This is a genomic window from Rhizobacter sp. LjRoot28 (assembly GCF_964253025.1).
Taxonomy (GTDB): Bacteria; Pseudomonadota; Gammaproteobacteria; order Burkholderiales; family Burkholderiaceae_C; genus Rhizobacter.
This window is the reverse complement of record NZ_CAXUQC020000001.1, coordinates 2544150-2558369: the sequence shown is the minus strand read 5'-3', so window position 1 is coordinate 2558369 and position 14220 is coordinate 2544150. Positions and strand designations below refer to the sequence as shown.

The 14220-nt window shown below is 69.5% G+C and carries 12 protein-coding genes; 3 read left to right on the top strand and 9 right to left on the bottom strand.

The annotated features are described in order from the left end of the window. Positions 1 to 55 precede the first annotated feature (55 nt). On the top strand, positions 56 to 931 hold the full coding sequence (locus tag ACSQ2F_RS11655; protein ID WP_436022906.1) for an FAD:protein FMN transferase: 876 nt from the start codon (positions 56 to 58) through the stop codon (positions 929 to 931). A gap of 64 nt (positions 932 to 995) precedes the next feature. Here the strand turns inward: ACSQ2F_RS11655 and ACSQ2F_RS11650 are convergent, their stop codons facing one another. From ACSQ2F_RS11650 to lexA, 8 genes are all read right to left on the bottom strand, one after another. Then, entirely contained in the window at positions 996 to 3764 is a 2769-nt protein-coding gene (locus ACSQ2F_RS11650; protein ID WP_436022904.1) for a carboxypeptidase regulatory-like domain-containing protein, read from the bottom strand. Between the two features lie 93 nt (positions 3765 to 3857). Continuing rightward, positions 3858 to 4583 carry a hypothetical protein gene (locus ACSQ2F_RS11645; RefSeq protein ID WP_436022902.1) on the bottom strand — a complete coding sequence of 242 codons (726 nt, stop codon included), beginning with the start codon at positions 4581 to 4583 and terminating at the stop codon, positions 3858 to 3860. Between the two features lie 149 nt (positions 4584 to 4732). Further along, positions 4733 to 5155, bottom strand: coding sequence for a YbaN family protein (locus tag ACSQ2F_RS11640; RefSeq protein WP_436022900.1), 423 nt, complete (start codon positions 5153 to 5155; stop codon positions 4733 to 4735). 6 nt (positions 5156 to 5161) lie between these two features. Further along, positions 5162 to 6703 (bottom strand): glutamate--cysteine ligase, encoded by a 1542-nt coding sequence (gene gshA, locus ACSQ2F_RS11635; RefSeq protein ID WP_436022898.1) that lies wholly within the window; start codon positions 6701 to 6703, stop codon positions 5162 to 5164. Between the two features lie 163 nt (positions 6704 to 6866). Then, positions 6867 to 8336: an acyltransferase family protein gene (locus tag ACSQ2F_RS11630; protein WP_436022896.1), complete on the bottom strand. Its 1470-nt coding sequence runs from the start codon at positions 8334 to 8336 to the stop codon at positions 6867 to 6869. Between the two features lie 45 nt (positions 8337 to 8381). Then, positions 8382 to 9176 (bottom strand): GDSL-type esterase/lipase family protein, encoded by a 795-nt coding sequence (locus tag ACSQ2F_RS11625; RefSeq protein WP_436022893.1) that lies wholly within the window; start codon positions 9174 to 9176, stop codon positions 8382 to 8384. 310 nt (positions 9177 to 9486) lie between these two features. Further along, positions 9487 to 9789 (bottom strand): helix-hairpin-helix domain-containing protein, encoded by a 303-nt coding sequence (locus tag ACSQ2F_RS11620; RefSeq protein ID WP_436022891.1) that lies wholly within the window; start codon positions 9787 to 9789, stop codon positions 9487 to 9489. 4 nt (positions 9790 to 9793) lie between these two features. After that, positions 9794 to 10471: a transcriptional repressor LexA gene (gene lexA / locus ACSQ2F_RS11615; protein WP_436022889.1), complete on the bottom strand. Its 678-nt coding sequence runs from the start codon at positions 10469 to 10471 to the stop codon at positions 9794 to 9796. Positions 10472 to 10544: 73 nt separating this feature from the next. On the opposite strand from lexA, the gene ACSQ2F_RS11610 reads away from it, so the two are divergent. Then, a complete protein-coding gene (locus ACSQ2F_RS11610) occupies positions 10545 to 11486 on the top strand; it encodes an asparaginase (protein ID WP_436022887.1) in 942 nt (313 codons plus the stop codon). Between the two features lie 45 nt (positions 11487 to 11531). On the opposite strand, the gene ACSQ2F_RS11605 is transcribed toward ACSQ2F_RS11610, so the two are convergent. Further along, a complete protein-coding gene (locus tag ACSQ2F_RS11605; RefSeq protein WP_436022885.1) occupies positions 11532 to 11957 on the bottom strand; it encodes an organic hydroperoxide resistance protein in 426 nt (141 codons plus the stop codon). A 302-nt stretch (positions 11958 to 12259) separates the two neighbouring features. Between ACSQ2F_RS11605 and ACSQ2F_RS11600 the strand changes: the two genes are divergently transcribed. After that, entirely contained in the window at positions 12260 to 14191 is a 1932-nt protein-coding gene (locus ACSQ2F_RS11600) for a methyl-accepting chemotaxis protein (protein WP_436022883.1), read from the top strand. Positions 14192 to 14220: the final 29 nt, after the last annotated feature.

The window sequence follows — 14220 nt, the reverse complement described above, 5'->3', positions numbered from 1 at the left end:
CCGTCCGCATCCGCCGCACCCCGGTGCGCCTGACCATGGCTTCGAGTTCCAGGCCATGGGAACGGTGTGTCAGCTGCGCTTGTGCGGCGTCGAGGCCGACGCCGCCGAATCGGCGGCCCGGCGCGCGATCGACGAGGTGCGCCGGATCGAGGCGAAGTACTCCCGCTATCGCCCCGACAGCATCGTCTCGCGCATCAATGCGGCGGCCGGCAGCGGTCGTCCTGTTGCGGTGGACGTGGAGACCGCCGGCCTGCTCGGCTTTGCCGCCCAGTTGTTCGACGCCAGCGCCGGCCTCTTCGACATCACCTCCGGCATCCTGCGCCGGGTGTGGGACTTCAAGGCAGCGCGGGTGCCGGCCCCGGATGCGGTGCGGGCGCTGCTGCCCTTGATCGGCTGGCGTCAGGTGGGCTGGGACGGTGCGTCGGTGTCACTCGCGCGTGCGGGCATGGAGCTCGACTTCGGCGGCTTCGGCAAGGAGTACGCCGCAGATCGCGCGGCCACCGTGCTGCGCGAGGCCGGGGTGCCCGGCGGTACGGTGAACCTGGGCGGGGACGTATGCCTGATCGGCCCGGCCGCCGATGGCTCGCCCTGGCGCCTGGGCATCGCCCATCCTCGTGAGCCGGGCGGCGTGATCGCGTCCATTGAGCTCACCCACGGCGCCCTCGCCACGAGCGGCGACTACGAGCGTGCGTTCGTCGAAGGCGGACGCCGCTACTGCCACATCCTGAACCCGCACACCGGCTGGCCGGTGTCGCATTGGCAGTCCGTCAGCGTGGCCGGGCCCACCTGCCTGGCGGCCGGGGCGCTGACGACGATCGCCATGCTGATCGGTGACGGCGCGCACGACTTCCTGCGCGAGCAGGGCGTGGACTTCCTGACCATCGACGGCGAAGGTGCAATCCACCGGGAGAGCGGCACCGTGCCCGCCTGAGATGGGGCGGCCGTGCGGCCGCCCGGTCCGCGGCCCGCGTCGATGACGGCGGGCCGCGAGGTCTTCAGCGTGCCACGGCGCGCATGCGTGGCATGCCGGTCATCGGGGCGATGGTTGCCGTGCGGCGGGTCGTGGCGCCCGAAGACAACGGGCCCGCGCTCGCCGGGATGCCGCCGTTGAGCACTTCGACCCCATAGCCGGCCTGCGTTCCGGAGATGCGGGCCACCTCGACGCCATTGGCCGTGATGGACACCGTGCCGCTGCCGGTGGCGCCCGTGGTGCCGTTGAACTCGAAGGCCACGAAACCGTTGAAGACGTAAGTCACGCCGCCGCGGGTGAAGGTGTAGGCGCTGAAGTCCTGGCGCATGCGGGTGGCCATTCCGCCAACTTCGTCGAAGCGGGTGGAGACACTGCCGCTGACGGCGGTGGAGGCGAGGCCCGAGTCCACTTGCGCGAAGCTGAAGCCGCTCGCCGGGATGAAGCGCATGTTGGTGGTCTCGGTCGTGCCGACGAGGCTGCCGTCGAACTCGATGCGGGCCTGCCCGTTGGTCCGGATCGACTGGGCGTCGCCGTTCGGGTCCGTGCCCTGGTGCACGAAGTCCGTCACCGTGGCGTCCGCACTGCCGGTGCGCAGGGCGGTGTCGTTCATGGTGTAGGTGACGCTGCTCGCGCCATCGAACACCGCGCCATCGGTGCCACAGGTGCTGAAGCGGGCCGCAAGCGCATGGGTGCCGAAGGGCAGGGTCTGACCCGGAGCCGGGAGGGCGCCGCCGTCCAGGGTGGCGGTCACCGAGCCGGTGCTGCAGACCTCGGCCGCAGGCAACACGATGAAGTCCTCGTCGGTGACGCTGAGCGGCGCCGTGACGGCCATCAGGCCCGTGCTCCACTCGCCGAAGAGACGCAGCACGCGTTCGGTCTGGTCGCTGGTGCCCGCATTGACCGTCAGGACCGCCGCCTCGCTCGGGGTGCTGCCATGCGCGTTGCTCACCACGACGCGGAACGCGGCGAGGTGGTCCGATGCGGCGATGGCATTGAGCGTGTACGTCGACCCGGTCGCTTGTGCGATGTCCACACCGTTGCGTTGCCAGCGGTAGGTCAGCGGTCCGCTGCCGGTGGCGGCCACCGAGAAGGTGACGGAATCGCCCACCGAGGCCACCCGGCCGACGGGTCCTGCCACGATGACCGGTGGCGAGGTCGATGACACCACCGTCAGCTGGGCCCCGCCGCTGGTGGCCGTGCCGGCGGTGTTCCGCACCACCACGCTGTACACCGCGCCGTTGTCGGCATCGCTCGCGGTGATCGACAGCAGCGGTTGCGTCGCGCCCGCGATGTCGATGCCATTGCGTCGCCATTGGTAGGCGAGGGGGTTGCTGCCCGTTGCGCTGACCGTGAAGACCGCTGCGGCGCCTGCGTTCACGGTGAGGGGCCGCGGTTGCAGCAGGATGGCGGGAGCGACCGGGGTGGTGCTGACCGTCAGCGTCGCGCCGGTGCTCGTCACGGTGCCCGCCACGTTGGTCGCGGTGACCGTGAAGACGGCACCGTCATCCGTCGCCAGCGCAGGGCCGACGAAGAGCACGCTGCTGACCGCGCCGTCGATGGGCTGGCCGTTGCGGCGCCATTGGTACTGCATGGGTTGGGTGCCCTCGACCACCGCGGTGAAGAACGCGTAGCCGTCCACCTCGATGGTGGTGTTGCGGGGGTTCTGCAGCAGGCGGGGGGCGAGCTTGCCCGGCGTGCCGGCGTTGGCCGCGCCGAGCTTCATGCAGGCCGGCATGGTCATGTCGGTCGCGCCGACGGCCACGTCATGCACGGTGGTGACGCGGTCCAGCGTGGCCGCCCAGACGGCCGTCGTGGAGTTCCTGCGCACCTGCATGCGGAAGCGGCCCTCGGCATCGGTGATGGCGCTGGTCAGGCCCGAATAGTCGACCCCGCTTCCGCTCACCTGCACGCGGCCAGCCGGCTTGCCGGCTTCGTCGACGACGCAGCCATCGAGCCACACGGTGTCGGCGACCATGTCGGCGTTCCAGTAGCTGAAGTGGCTCACCGTGCCTTCGTAGTACGGCTCGCCGTCACCGGTCTTGAGGGTGGCGCTCCCTTCCTGCGTCCAGAAGCCCGTGGTCTCGTCGAAGTGGAACAGGGGCACGGTGGCCGGCGGGTTGGGCGAGCGGGTCGACAAGGGAATCCGCACCGTGGCAGTTTGATTGGGCGCCAGGTCCAGGCGGCGGCCGTTGGCATCGCGAAGGTCCACCTTGACCGCGCCGAAACTCTCGATCGAGCGCACCTCGCCGGATTGTTCCGTGGTGAAGGCGCCTGGCATGCGTCCGGGGTCGCTCGCGGGATCGATGTCCGTGAGGCTCGCCGACACCGTGCCCGACACCGGAGCGCCCGTCTCGGCGTCCACCAGCGCGCCGGCCGGCAACATGACCTGGGCGGGCGAACCGGCCAGGGTCAAGGTGGTCGCGACGCTGGCGTCGATTGCCCGGGCAGGGGCCAGCTTGACGAGGCGCACGCGCAGTTCGGCGGTGTCACCCTGCGACACTGCGACGCGTGCGACGTTGGCGCCGTGACCGGCCGCCTCCACCTTGACACTGGCCGTCGCGGAGGCGGGCAGACCGTCCAGGACGAACTGGCCGTCCGGACCCGTCCGGACGCTGCGGTCGCCGACACTCACGCTGGCGTTCGGGAGCGGTTCGTCCGTGTCGGTCTGGACCACCTGGCCCGTGATGCGTCCGCCGCCTGACGGCTCCTGGGTGGGCGGGGCGTCGTCGCCCCCGCAGGCGGCAAAGAAGGCGGCGCTGGCGGCGAGCGCCAGCCAGGAGAGGCATCGTTTCATTTCGGCTTTCCGTGAGGAGTCATGGGAAGGTGCGGCGCAGCGCCGGGTGCGGGGCGAGCTCGGGCAGGCGCCGCGGGCTGGCCGTGCGTCGATTCATGCGTACTTGACGATTGCCGTGCGGCCGAGGGCGCGCATCAGCTTGATCCATCCACTGCTGTCCAGGTGCGGCTGAACGGTGTCGAGCACGGCCTGGAAGGCGTCCGGCGCCATGCGGGCCTGCAGGCCGCTCATGAAGCCCGCCCGCTCGGCGGGGGACAAGGCCGGCACCATCCACCGCGCCATGCGCAGGTGCTCGGCCGGTGCCAGCGTGTCGAGCAGCCGACACTGGACCTCCCGCAGGTCGTCGTCGGCATAGTGCGACCACAGCACCGCGTTGTTCGAGGTTTCCTCGACGTGCATGTGCTGGTGGTTCTCGGCGATGAAGAGTGCGAGATGGCGGTAGAGCCGCTGCGCCAGCGTGCCGCGTGATTCCGGGCGCGCAGCGCGCAGCGCGAGGGCCTGGTTGTGCAGGACCTCGATGCTCTCGATGTGGGTGTCGTGGTCCTCGGCGGTGCGACTGGCTCCCGTGGGCATCTGCGATTCGATGGCCGGATGGATGAACTCGTTCTCGTGGCGGATGTGCGCGGTGCAGAAGTGCAGCAGTTCGTCGAGCTGCACCAGCGCCTGGTGCATGTCCTCGTCGTCGAAGACGTCGATGCGACCCACGCGCAGGAGGGTGTCGGCCATGAAGTTGCGCATGGCCTTGTGGATGGGCATGTACAGGTCCACGCGCGAGGCGTTGACGGTGGCGGCGGGACGGGGGGCGAGCGTCGTGTTCATGCGGATCTCCTCTCCTGCAAGCCGCATCGGTCGCGGCAAGGTGGGGAGTGTTCCGGATGCGTGGCGCGGCCGCATCCCCCAAAGGGCCGGTCGGTTGCGGTCTCGACCCCCACGTAAGGGGGTGAGCCCGGCGCCGGAGGCGGGCAGGGTCAGTCGTGCCGGCGGCGCGGCGGGGTGGTGGGCAGCCACCACAGCCACGCGGCCACGGCCAGGCATGCCGTTCCCGGCAACCAACGCCACGGCTCCGGCAGTACCCACCAGGCACCGGCCGAGCTGATCGACATCATGACGGTGGCGACCTGCTTGGCCCGCAGCGGCACGGCGCGGTGCTCACGCCATTCGCGCGTCACCGGACCGAAGTGCGGGTGCGAGAGCAGCCACCGCTCCCAGCGCGGGCTGCCGTTGGAAAAGCAGAAGGCAGCCACCAGCACGAACGGCGCCGTGGGCAGCAGAGGCAGGAACAGGCCGACGAAACCGAGCACCATCGCGGACCAGCCGGCGACGAGCCACAGGTGCCTCGCCCAGGCCGGGCGCAGCGTGGAGGGAGGCGGCGAGTCGGACTCCTGCGTCATGGGCCTTCACCAGGCCTTGGGCGTGACGCGGGGCCCGCCCAGCCGGGAGGTGTCGAGGTAGGCGGTGCGGTAGACCTCGAAGGGCATGGAGTCTGCGGCCTCGATGGCGGCCTGCTCCTCGATGGAGGTACGCGCGATGGCGGCCAGCCGTGCAGCTTCGGCTTCGGGAAAGGGCAGCGCCGTGAGGTGGGCCTTGACCTGCGACGACCGCTGGCGCGCGAAGTCGGTGAAGGAGCCCGCGTGCTCGGCGGTCATCGCTTCAAGCACCCGAGCCGATGGCAGCGAGGCGGGGTCGCGGAGCGCGGTCCGCGCGGCCTGGACGGCCTCGGCATGGCCCGTGGTTCGCAACGACTCGTCGAGCGCCTGGGCGAGCGGCGCACAGGCGTCGATCACTTCCTCGGCCCACTCGAGCAGCGTGACCTCGGCGCCGCCCCGCTCGAGCCGCAGGCCGGGCTCGCGCCCGCGGGCCGCGGTACGGTGCTGGTTGCGGGCGAGGGTGGCAATCTCCTCCGGTGTGTCCGGCGGGCTGTCGCTGAGCAGGCAATGCAGCAGGAAGACATCGAGGAAGCGCATGGTGGACGCCGCGATCCCGACGGGGACGAAGGGGTCGAGGTCCATGCAGCGCACTTCGACGTACTCCACACCACGCTCGCGCAAGGCGTGTAGGGGGCGCTCGCCGGAGAAGATGGTGCGCTTCGGGCGGATGGTGCCGTAGAACTCGTTCTCGATCTGCAGCAGGCTCGTGGCGAGCTGGTTGTACTCGCCAGCCGGGTTGCGCACGCCGATCGATTCGTAGGCCGGGTACGGTCGGGTGAGGGCGTCCTGCAGCGATGCGGCGTAGCCTTCGAGTCCGTTGTAGCTCACCGACAGCGAGGATTGCGCATCGCTCTGGTAACCCAGGCGCCCCATGCGCAGCGACGTGCCGTGGGGCATGTGCAACGACCGGCCCGCCAGGTCCTGCAATTCATGTTCGCGTCCGGCCACGAAGCTGCTGCACACCGCCGGCGACGCGCCGAAGAGGTAGAGCAGCAGGAAGGAATGGCGACGGAAGTTCCGGATGAGCGAGAAGTAGCCGTCGTTGGTGATGCCCGGCATCGACCAGTTGTAGTGGATGCCCGAGATGGTCTGCATGCGGCGGCCGTAGCGGTGCCCGAGCCCCATGCGGTAGACGCTCTTGGCCTTTCCGACGTTGGACGATCCGTAGCGGCCGAGCGGGATGGTCTCGTCCACCGGCAGGCCGCACGGCATGCTGGCGACCCAGAGCATCTCGTCGCCGATCGCCCGGTAGACGAACTGGTGGATGCGGGTGAGCTCGTCCACCACCCCGTCCACGCCGGCATGCACCCCGGTCACCAGCTCGATCTGCGATTCGCTGAAATCGGTGGTGATGTTGGGATTGGTGAGGGCCGACCCCAGTGCGGCGGGGTGGGGGGTCAGTGCCAGGCCGCCGTCGGGCAGCGCGCGCAGGCTCTCCTTCTCCACTCCGCGCCGGATCGCGGCGAGTGCGTCCGGGGTCAGTGCGCGGAGGCCTTGTTGCAGACTGCTCACGCAGGTCTCCTGGATTCGTTGTCGGGGGGCGAAAGGTAGCAGACCCGGCAGAACCGTGCTGTGAGGTGCATCATCTCCCGCCGCGTACGGCCGGATTGTCGCGCGTTCCCGAGTGAGGGCCCGGAAACGTGCTTGCCTGGCGCCGCTTGGGCCGCCGGGCGCCCTACTGGGGCATCAAACCGGGGGGCAGCACGGCACCGGGCTCGGCCTCCGGTTCGGTGGTCCCAGTCAGCCTCGCCTCGGTCGCGGCCGCCCGCCCCACCTCGGTGGCCGCTGCCAGGCCAGCTGCCACGGTCGACGCTGCCACCGCCACCGCACCCGTGAGGACCTCGGCGGGAGAGGGCTGCTGCGACGGGGCCAGCGACGGTTCCGACGCTGGCCCCTGCAGGGGTGCAGGCGCGGCCACGGGCCGGTGGGGTGCTGCGGCGCTCGCTCCGGCGGTCGATGGGGCGGCGGGTTGGGCTGCCGCCACGGCCGCGGCGGGAAGCAGCGCCCGGTTCAGGCGCGGCCTGAGCCAGCTGCCGACCGTGCGATGCCGCTTCTCGAAGGCCTGGTAGACCAGCCAGGCGATCCCGTGGGCCAGCGCCACGGCGATCGCGACGGCTGCGGCCTTCGGGATGGCCGTGTCACGCGTGGCCTCGAACACCAGCACCAGCACGGTGTTGTGCACCAGGTACAGGCTGTAGCTGTACGAGGCGAGGAACGAGGACAGCTTGGCCGGCACCTTCCATGCGGTGGTGGCGCGATTGAGCCGCAGGAAAACGCCCAGGAAGATGACGACGATCAGGAAGGCCGTCTGCAGGTCGTAGGGATCGAAGGGAATCTTCACCATGCGCCCGGCGAGCGCGACGACCCCGAAGCCGGTCAGCCACAGCCACAGACTGCGCGAACGCGCGACGGGGGTGTCGCGCCCGGCCCGCACGACGATGAAGCCCGCGACCCCGCCCAGGATCCAGATGAGCGAGAGCGCCTTGCCGGCACCGTCAGCGGCGTTCCATACCAGCACCGGCAGGCTGACCAGCGCGAGCAGCAGCGCCCAGTGGCGGCGGATCGGCTCCTTCAGCAGCAGCACGTAGACGAGCAGGCCCGCGGCCACGTACAACCAGAACTCGATGGCAACCGTCCAGTAGGGCTCGGCGGTGTTGTACGGGCGAATTCGCCATGGGACGTCCATGCCGACGATGCTCAGCGCTTGGAAGACGGGGTAGTCGAACAGCAGCAGGAGGTTGCCGGCCAGTGCGATGAAACCGGTGTTGAGCCCGTCGCCGCCCATGCGGCTTTCAATGACCGTGGCGTTCAGCAGCGCGATCATCAGCATGACGGGCACGAGCGGCGTCAGGATGCGCGCCATCCGGTCGGCGAGAAAGTTGGGGAGGTGAGGGCCCGGTTTCTGGGAGCGAATCAGGAGCGATTGCGTGATGAGAAAGCCGGACAGGATGAACAGGAAGGTGACCGCCAGCCCCCGCCCCCAGAAGTGCAGCTCGTTGTTGAAGAACACCAGGATGACGTGGGACAGCACCACGAGGTTGGAGGCCAACGCACGCAGGCCGTCCATGTAGGCGGTGGCGGCCTCCGACGTGCGGAGGGAACGTGCCGGTGGCTGCCCGGCGGCGGGAACGGAGTCAGACTTCATCTCACGGTCCTTGTGAAGGGTTGGGGGTGGACGCGCGCAGGCGCATCAACGGCCGTCGGGCACCACGGTCCGCAGGGCTTCGTGGAAGCGCTCGTACCCCTTGGCATTGAGGTGCAGGCGGTCCTTGCCGAAGTAGGTCGCCTCCGGGCTGCCATCTGCCGCGGTGAACCAGGGTTGCAGGTCCAGCAGGGTGACGTTCGGCCTGGCGGCGGCAATGCGGCGAATGTGGCCGTTGAGGGCGTCGAAGTCGCCCGGTTTCACGGGCGCGGCCGGGTTGGCGCGCGGTGTGAGGGTGCACAGAACGACGGGCAGCTTGGGATCCTGCGCGGCTGCTGCATCCAGCACGCGCTCGATGTTGCGGGCGGTCTGCCGCGGGTCCTGGTGCGCGCTGAGGTCGTTGCCGCCGATCAGGAGCACGATGCGGCTCGGCTTCAGGTCGAGCACATCCTCCTGGAATCGGAACACCAGGCCGCGACTGGTGTCGCCGCCCACGCCGCGGTTGGCCACGACGGCGGGCGCCAGATCCTGTTCGGCGGATTTCCAGCCTCCAAGCAGGGAGTCGCCGGCAAGCACCAGCGCGCCCTGCTTGCGTTCCCGCTCTTTCCAGAACCGCTTGCGGTCTTCTGTCATCCAGCCGAATACCCGGATGGCCCCTTCGCCCGGCCAGGCCTTGGCGTCGGCCGGGTAGGGCGTCGGCGCATCGGCTGCGAGCGTCGGTGTGGCAGAGCCGGCCAATACGACCAGAAAAAATGCGATGAGTGTCGGTACAAATGGCCGCATAAGATGAGGTTGCTGGATGTTTCGAAGAATTGGCGGAAACCCTAGCAAGACCGCTGCCAAGACGCCCGGGATGAGACCGCGTGCCCCGCACCTCGCCGGGGCCGTCGCAGGGATCAGCGGCAGGTGGCCCTCTCGGCAAACCGGTGCGCTGCGGCGCATGCCGAGGGATCGGCGCACGTCAGTTGCGCTCAGGCCGCAAGCGAATCGGTTGTGGACAAACGGGTTCGTCATGTGCCCGCCGCGCGTGTGCCGGTTCCGGACTCACGCGCCGCGGACTTTGAAGCCGACTGACAAGCAGCCGGGCCGGTGCGGGGAGTGTCGCGGGCAGCGCCCAGCGTGCAGCCGCCCGGGATGCCGTGGCTGCGCGCGCTCAGAGCGAGCCGAACGCCGCCTTGCGCCGGGCGGTGTACGCCCACCACGGTGCGGGCGCCGCGCCGGCCATGAAATCGGTGGCCGCCATGAAGGTGTCGAGGACGCAAGGGTCCTGGCGATGCCCGGTGACTTGGCACAGTTCGCGGTACAGGGCGTAGGCATCCTTGCCCCGCAGCTCGCGGGGATGCTGGATGCCGAGGCGGCGCAAGGCGTCGGCCAGTGCAGGCCCGATGTTGGGCAACTGTTCCAGGCGCTCGCAGTGGTCTGGCGAGTGCGCCTTCGGGGCCTTGATCGCCGCCATGGCGCTACATGAACGCCGAGTTGCGAATGAGGCCGACCGCCAGTCCTTCGAGTTCGAAGTCGGTCGCGTCGGGCGGGACCACGATGGGCTCGAACTCCGGGTTCTCCGGGAGGAGTTCGATTCCGCCGCGGGTGCGCTTGAAACGCTTCACGGTGACGTCGTCGCCCAGCCGGGCCACGACGATCTGGCCGTTCTTCGCTTCCTTGGTTTTCTGGACCGCGAGCAAGTCGCCGTCGAGGATGCCGGCGTCGCGCATGCTCATGCCGCGCACCTTGAGGAGGTAGTCGGGCCGGCGCGAGAACATGCTGGCTTCCATGAGGAAGGTCTGGTCGATGTGTTGCTCGGCCAGGATGGGGCTGCCGGCAGCGACCCGACCCACCAGCGGGAGCGACAGCTGCGCGAGGCTCGGCAGGGGCAGGGTGTACTGGCGGCCCCGCGTGTCATTGAGGGCGCGCAGTGTGTCAGACTTCAAGCGGATGCCGCGCGAGGTGCCCCCGACGAGCTCGATCATGCCCTTGCGCGCCAGCGCCTGCAGATGCTCCTCGGCCGCGTTGGCGGACCGAAAGCCGAGCTCGGCGGCGATCTCGGCGCGGGTCGGAGGGGCGCCGGTGCGCTCGATGGCGCTCTGCACCAGATCGAGAATCTGCTGCTGGCGGTCGGTGAGTTTCGGGACGTCTTGCATGGCCATCCTTGTGGTGTTCTTCGGCAGCTGAACGTTCATCCAGTGGCTGTATTTTTATCCAGCTGAATCAAAAATGCAAAACGTCAATTCGACCGTGGTGGTGCTCGGCACCGGCGGCACCATCGCGGGGACGAGCCCGCCCGGTGCCGACGAGCGTAATTACCGGGCGGCGCAGCTCTCGGTGGCCGCGCTGCTGGAGGCCGTGCCGGGGCTGCCGGCCGGCCTCGTGTGCGAGCAGGTCGCCCAGGTCGACAGCAAGGACATGGGCCACGCCGTGTGGTTGCAGCTGGCGCAGCGGGTCTCGGTTCACCTGGCGTCCTCTCAGGTCGGCGGCGTGGTGGTGACCCACGGGACCGACACGCTCGAGGAAACGGCCTTCTTCCTGCAACGCGTGCTGGCCCCGGCCAAACCGGTGGTGTTCACCGCCGCCATGCGCCCGGCCACGGCGGCCGAGCCGGACGGGCCCGGCAACCTGCGGGACGCGGTGGCATTGGCGGCCGATGCGAGTGCGCACGGCGTGCTCGTCGTCATGGGCGGCGTGGTGTTCGGGCCGCGTGACGTGCGCAAGGCTCACCCGACGCGCCTCGATGCCTTCTCGAGCGGCTCGGCCGGGCCGCTCGGGCAGTTGCGGGACGGGAAGGTGTCGTGGCGGCGCGAGGTGCCCCGGGAGGTGGCCCTCGGTCTCGACTGGCTGCCGGCGAACCCGTCCGACTGGCCGCGTGTCGACCTGGTGGTGAGCCATGCCGGCGTGGACGGCGCCCTGGTGGATGCGCTGTGCGGGATCGGCACGCGCGGCATCGTGGCAGTGGGCACCGGCAATGGCACGCTGCACGAGGCGCTGGAGGCTGCCCTGCTCAGGGCGCAGTCGAAGGGGGTGGCGGTACGCCGGGCGACCCGCTGCCGGGACGGCGCGATGGTGCCTCGATCGAGCGACCCGTTTCCTGACGTGGGCGATCTCACGCCGGCCAAGGCGCGCATCGAGCTCATGCTGGAGCTGATGCGGTCGACCGGGTGAGCAGGGCGTTGCTGGCGGCCCCGATGAGGGAGCCGCCGGAGACGATCAGACGACCGTCAGCGTGACGTCGATGTTGCCGCGGGTGGCGTTCGAGTACGGGCACACCTGGTGGGCGGCTTGCACGATCTGCTCGGCGACGGCGCGCTCGACGCCGGGGATGGACACCTTCAAGGCAGCCTGGATGCTGAAGCCGGCCGGAATCGGGCCGATGCCCACGTCCGCGGTGATCGACGTCTCGGCCGGGAGGGCGATCTTCATCTTGCCGGCGACGACCTTCATCGCGCCGATGAAGCAGGCCGAATAGCCCGCTGCGAACAACTGCTCAGGGTTGGTCCCCACGGCGCCATTGCCGCCCAGTTCCTTGGGCGTGGTCAGCTTCACGTCGAGCACGCCGTCGGACGAACGTGACGTGCCTTCACGGCCGCCGGTGGAGGTGGCGGTGGCGGTGTACAGGACTTTTTCGAGGCTCATGGTCGTTCCTTTGAGAGGGGCAGCAGGGCCGAGTCGACAGGCTCGGCAGCGTCCGGCATGTCGAACGCATGGGCGGACTTTATCAAATCGAATGCAATTCAATTGTTCGCAATGAAATCGCCATGCGCGACGAGGGGACATGGGCCAAAAAAGGATGCCCGCGGACCCGCGTTTGGCCTGGATCAAGCGGCCTGCCGCCGAGTTGAGCCGAACCGCTCAAGTCGCCGGCGGTTTCGGCCGATGTGGACCCCATGGTGCGAACGGAGCCGACGGCTCCCGCACGGGACACTCCAGGACTGAGCATGAGACGTTGGGTTGGGAAACTGAAGATGTGGCAGAAGTTCGCCGTGCTGGGGCTGCTGGCCTTGGCCATGGTGGTGCCTGCCGCGAGCATGGTGGTGTGGACGATCTCGGGCCTCACCCGCAGCTATGACGCACAACTGGCCGGCATGAAGCCGGCCGCCGACGTGCTGACGTTGGTGCAGCTGACCCAGCAGCACCGCGGCCTCACCGCGGCCGTGCTCGGCGGCGATGCCGCCCGTGCGGGCGCCCGCGCCGAGAAGCAGCAGCAGGTCGACGCCGCCCTGAAGCAGTTGCACGCGAGCCTCGCACCGTACCAGACCCGGCGGCTGGTGAACCGCTTCAACGCCGTGCAGGCCGACTGGCAGAAGCTCGCCACCGCCGTGGCTTCCGGCGGCGGCGTGACGCCACCGGCGAGCTTCAAGGCGCACACTGCCCTGATCGCCGAGCAACTCGACCTGCTCGAAGACGTCAACGAGGCATCGACGCTGGCCATGAGCTCGACGCCGGAAGTGCATGCATTGACGAAGGCGGTGCTCGGCGAGCTCCCCGTGATGACCGAAATGCTGGCCACGGTGCGTGGCAGCGCGTCGGCCCATGTCGCCCAGGGCAGCCTGGCGCCGGAAGACCGGCTGCGCCTGGCGATGCTGGTCGAGCAGGCCAGCCGCACCGCGGCCCGTGCCCATGTCGCCTTCGCGAAGGTGGCCGACGGCGGATTCGGCCCGGCCGACAAACCCCTGCTGGCGGCCATCGAAGCGTCGGAAGCGGCGTCGCGCGAGGCCCTCGCCTTCACCGAGAAATCAGTGCTCGCCGCCGAATCGTTCACCGTCTCGTCTGCCGATTACTTCGCCCAGATGACGCGCCACATCGACGCACAATTCGCGCTGAACAACGTGGCCTTCGAGCGCCTGCGCGACCGCATCGCCGCGGATGGCGACAACGCCCGCATGTGGGGTGGCCTGCTGGGTCTCGTGCTGTTCGCCGGCAGCACGCTCGGCCTGTGGGTGATCGTGACGGTGACCCACACCACCTCCCGGTCGGTGCGCAGCGCACTGGCTGCGACCGAGGCGCTCGCCCGAGGCAATCTGTCCCACGACGTGCGGGTGGACACCGAAGACGAGATCGGACTCATGCTGCGTGAACTGGGCCGCTCCATGCACCAGCTTGCCGGCGTCGTGCAGAGCATCAAGGCGTCGAGCGACTCCATCGCCACCGGCTCCGACCAGATCGCCGCCGGCAACGCCGACCTCAGTCAGCGCACCGAGCAACAGGCCGCAAACCTCCAGCGCACCGCCGCGTCGATGCAGCAGATTTCCGAGACGGTGCGGGCGAATGCGCAGAATGCCCATGCCGCTGCTGAACTGGCCGGCTCGGCCAGCAGCGTGGCATCGCGCGGCGGCGAGGTGATGGCCCAGGTGGTGGCCACCATGGGTGACATCGCCAGCCGTTCGCATCGCATCGGCGACATCATCGGCGTGATCGACGGCATCGCCTTCCAGACCAACATCCTTGCCCTGAACGCAGCGGTGGAGGCGGCGCGCGCCGGCGAACAAGGGCGCGGCTTCGCGGTCGTCGCCGCCGAAGTGCGCAGCCTGGCCCAGCGAAGCGCCCAGGCGGCCCGCGAGATCAAGACGCTGATCGGTGCCAGCGTCGAGAAGGTCGAGGAAGGCTCGCGCCTCGTCGACAACGCCGGCAAGACCATGACGGACATCGTGAACCAGGTGCGCCGCGTCAGTGACCTGATCGGAGAGATCGGCAACTCCACCGACGAGCAGACCGCCGGCATTGGTCACGTGAGCCACGCAGTGGCCGAGCTGGACCAGGTGACACAGCAGAACGCTGCCCTCGTCGAGGAGTCTGCTGCCGCGGCCGAAAGCCTCAGGCAGCAAGCCGACCTGCTGGTCGACGCCGTCGGGTCATTCAAGCTCGCCTGAGCCGGACCGTGCGCGGATGGCCGGTCGTC

Bases quoted from the DNA above. Each gene is read 5' to 3' on its own strand.
- ACSQ2F_RS11655 (WP_436022906.1), top strand. From the start codon at position 56: ATGGGAACGGTGTGTCAGCTGCGCTTGTGCGGCGTCGAGGCCGACGCC.
- ACSQ2F_RS11650 (WP_436022904.1), bottom strand. From the start codon at position 3,764: ATGAAACGATGCCTCTCCTGGCTGGCGCTCGCCGCCAGCGCCGCCTTC.
- ACSQ2F_RS11645 (WP_436022902.1), bottom strand. From the start codon at position 4,583: ATGAACACGACGCTCGCCCCCCGTCCCGCCGCCACCGTCAACGCCTCG.
- ACSQ2F_RS11640 (WP_436022900.1), bottom strand. From the start codon at position 5,155: ATGACGCAGGAGTCCGACTCGCCGCCTCCCTCCACGCTGCGCCCGGCC.
- ACSQ2F_RS11630 (WP_436022896.1), bottom strand. From the start codon at position 8,336: ATGAAGTCTGACTCCGTTCCCGCCGCCGGGCAGCCACCGGCACGTTCC.
- ACSQ2F_RS11620 (WP_436022891.1), bottom strand. From the start codon at position 9,789: ATGGCGGCGATCAAGGCCCCGAAGGCGCACTCGCCAGACCACTGCGAG.
- lexA (WP_436022889.1), bottom strand. From the start codon at position 10,471: ATGCAAGACGTCCCGAAACTCACCGACCGCCAGCAGCAGATTCTCGAT.
- ACSQ2F_RS11610 (WP_436022887.1), top strand. From the start codon at position 10,545: ATGCAAAACGTCAATTCGACCGTGGTGGTGCTCGGCACCGGCGGCACC.
- ACSQ2F_RS11605 (WP_436022885.1), bottom strand. From the start codon at position 11,957: ATGAGCCTCGAAAAAGTCCTGTACACCGCCACCGCCACCTCCACCGGC.
- ACSQ2F_RS11600 (WP_436022883.1), top strand. From the start codon at position 12,260: ATGAGACGTTGGGTTGGGAAACTGAAGATGTGGCAGAAGTTCGCCGTG.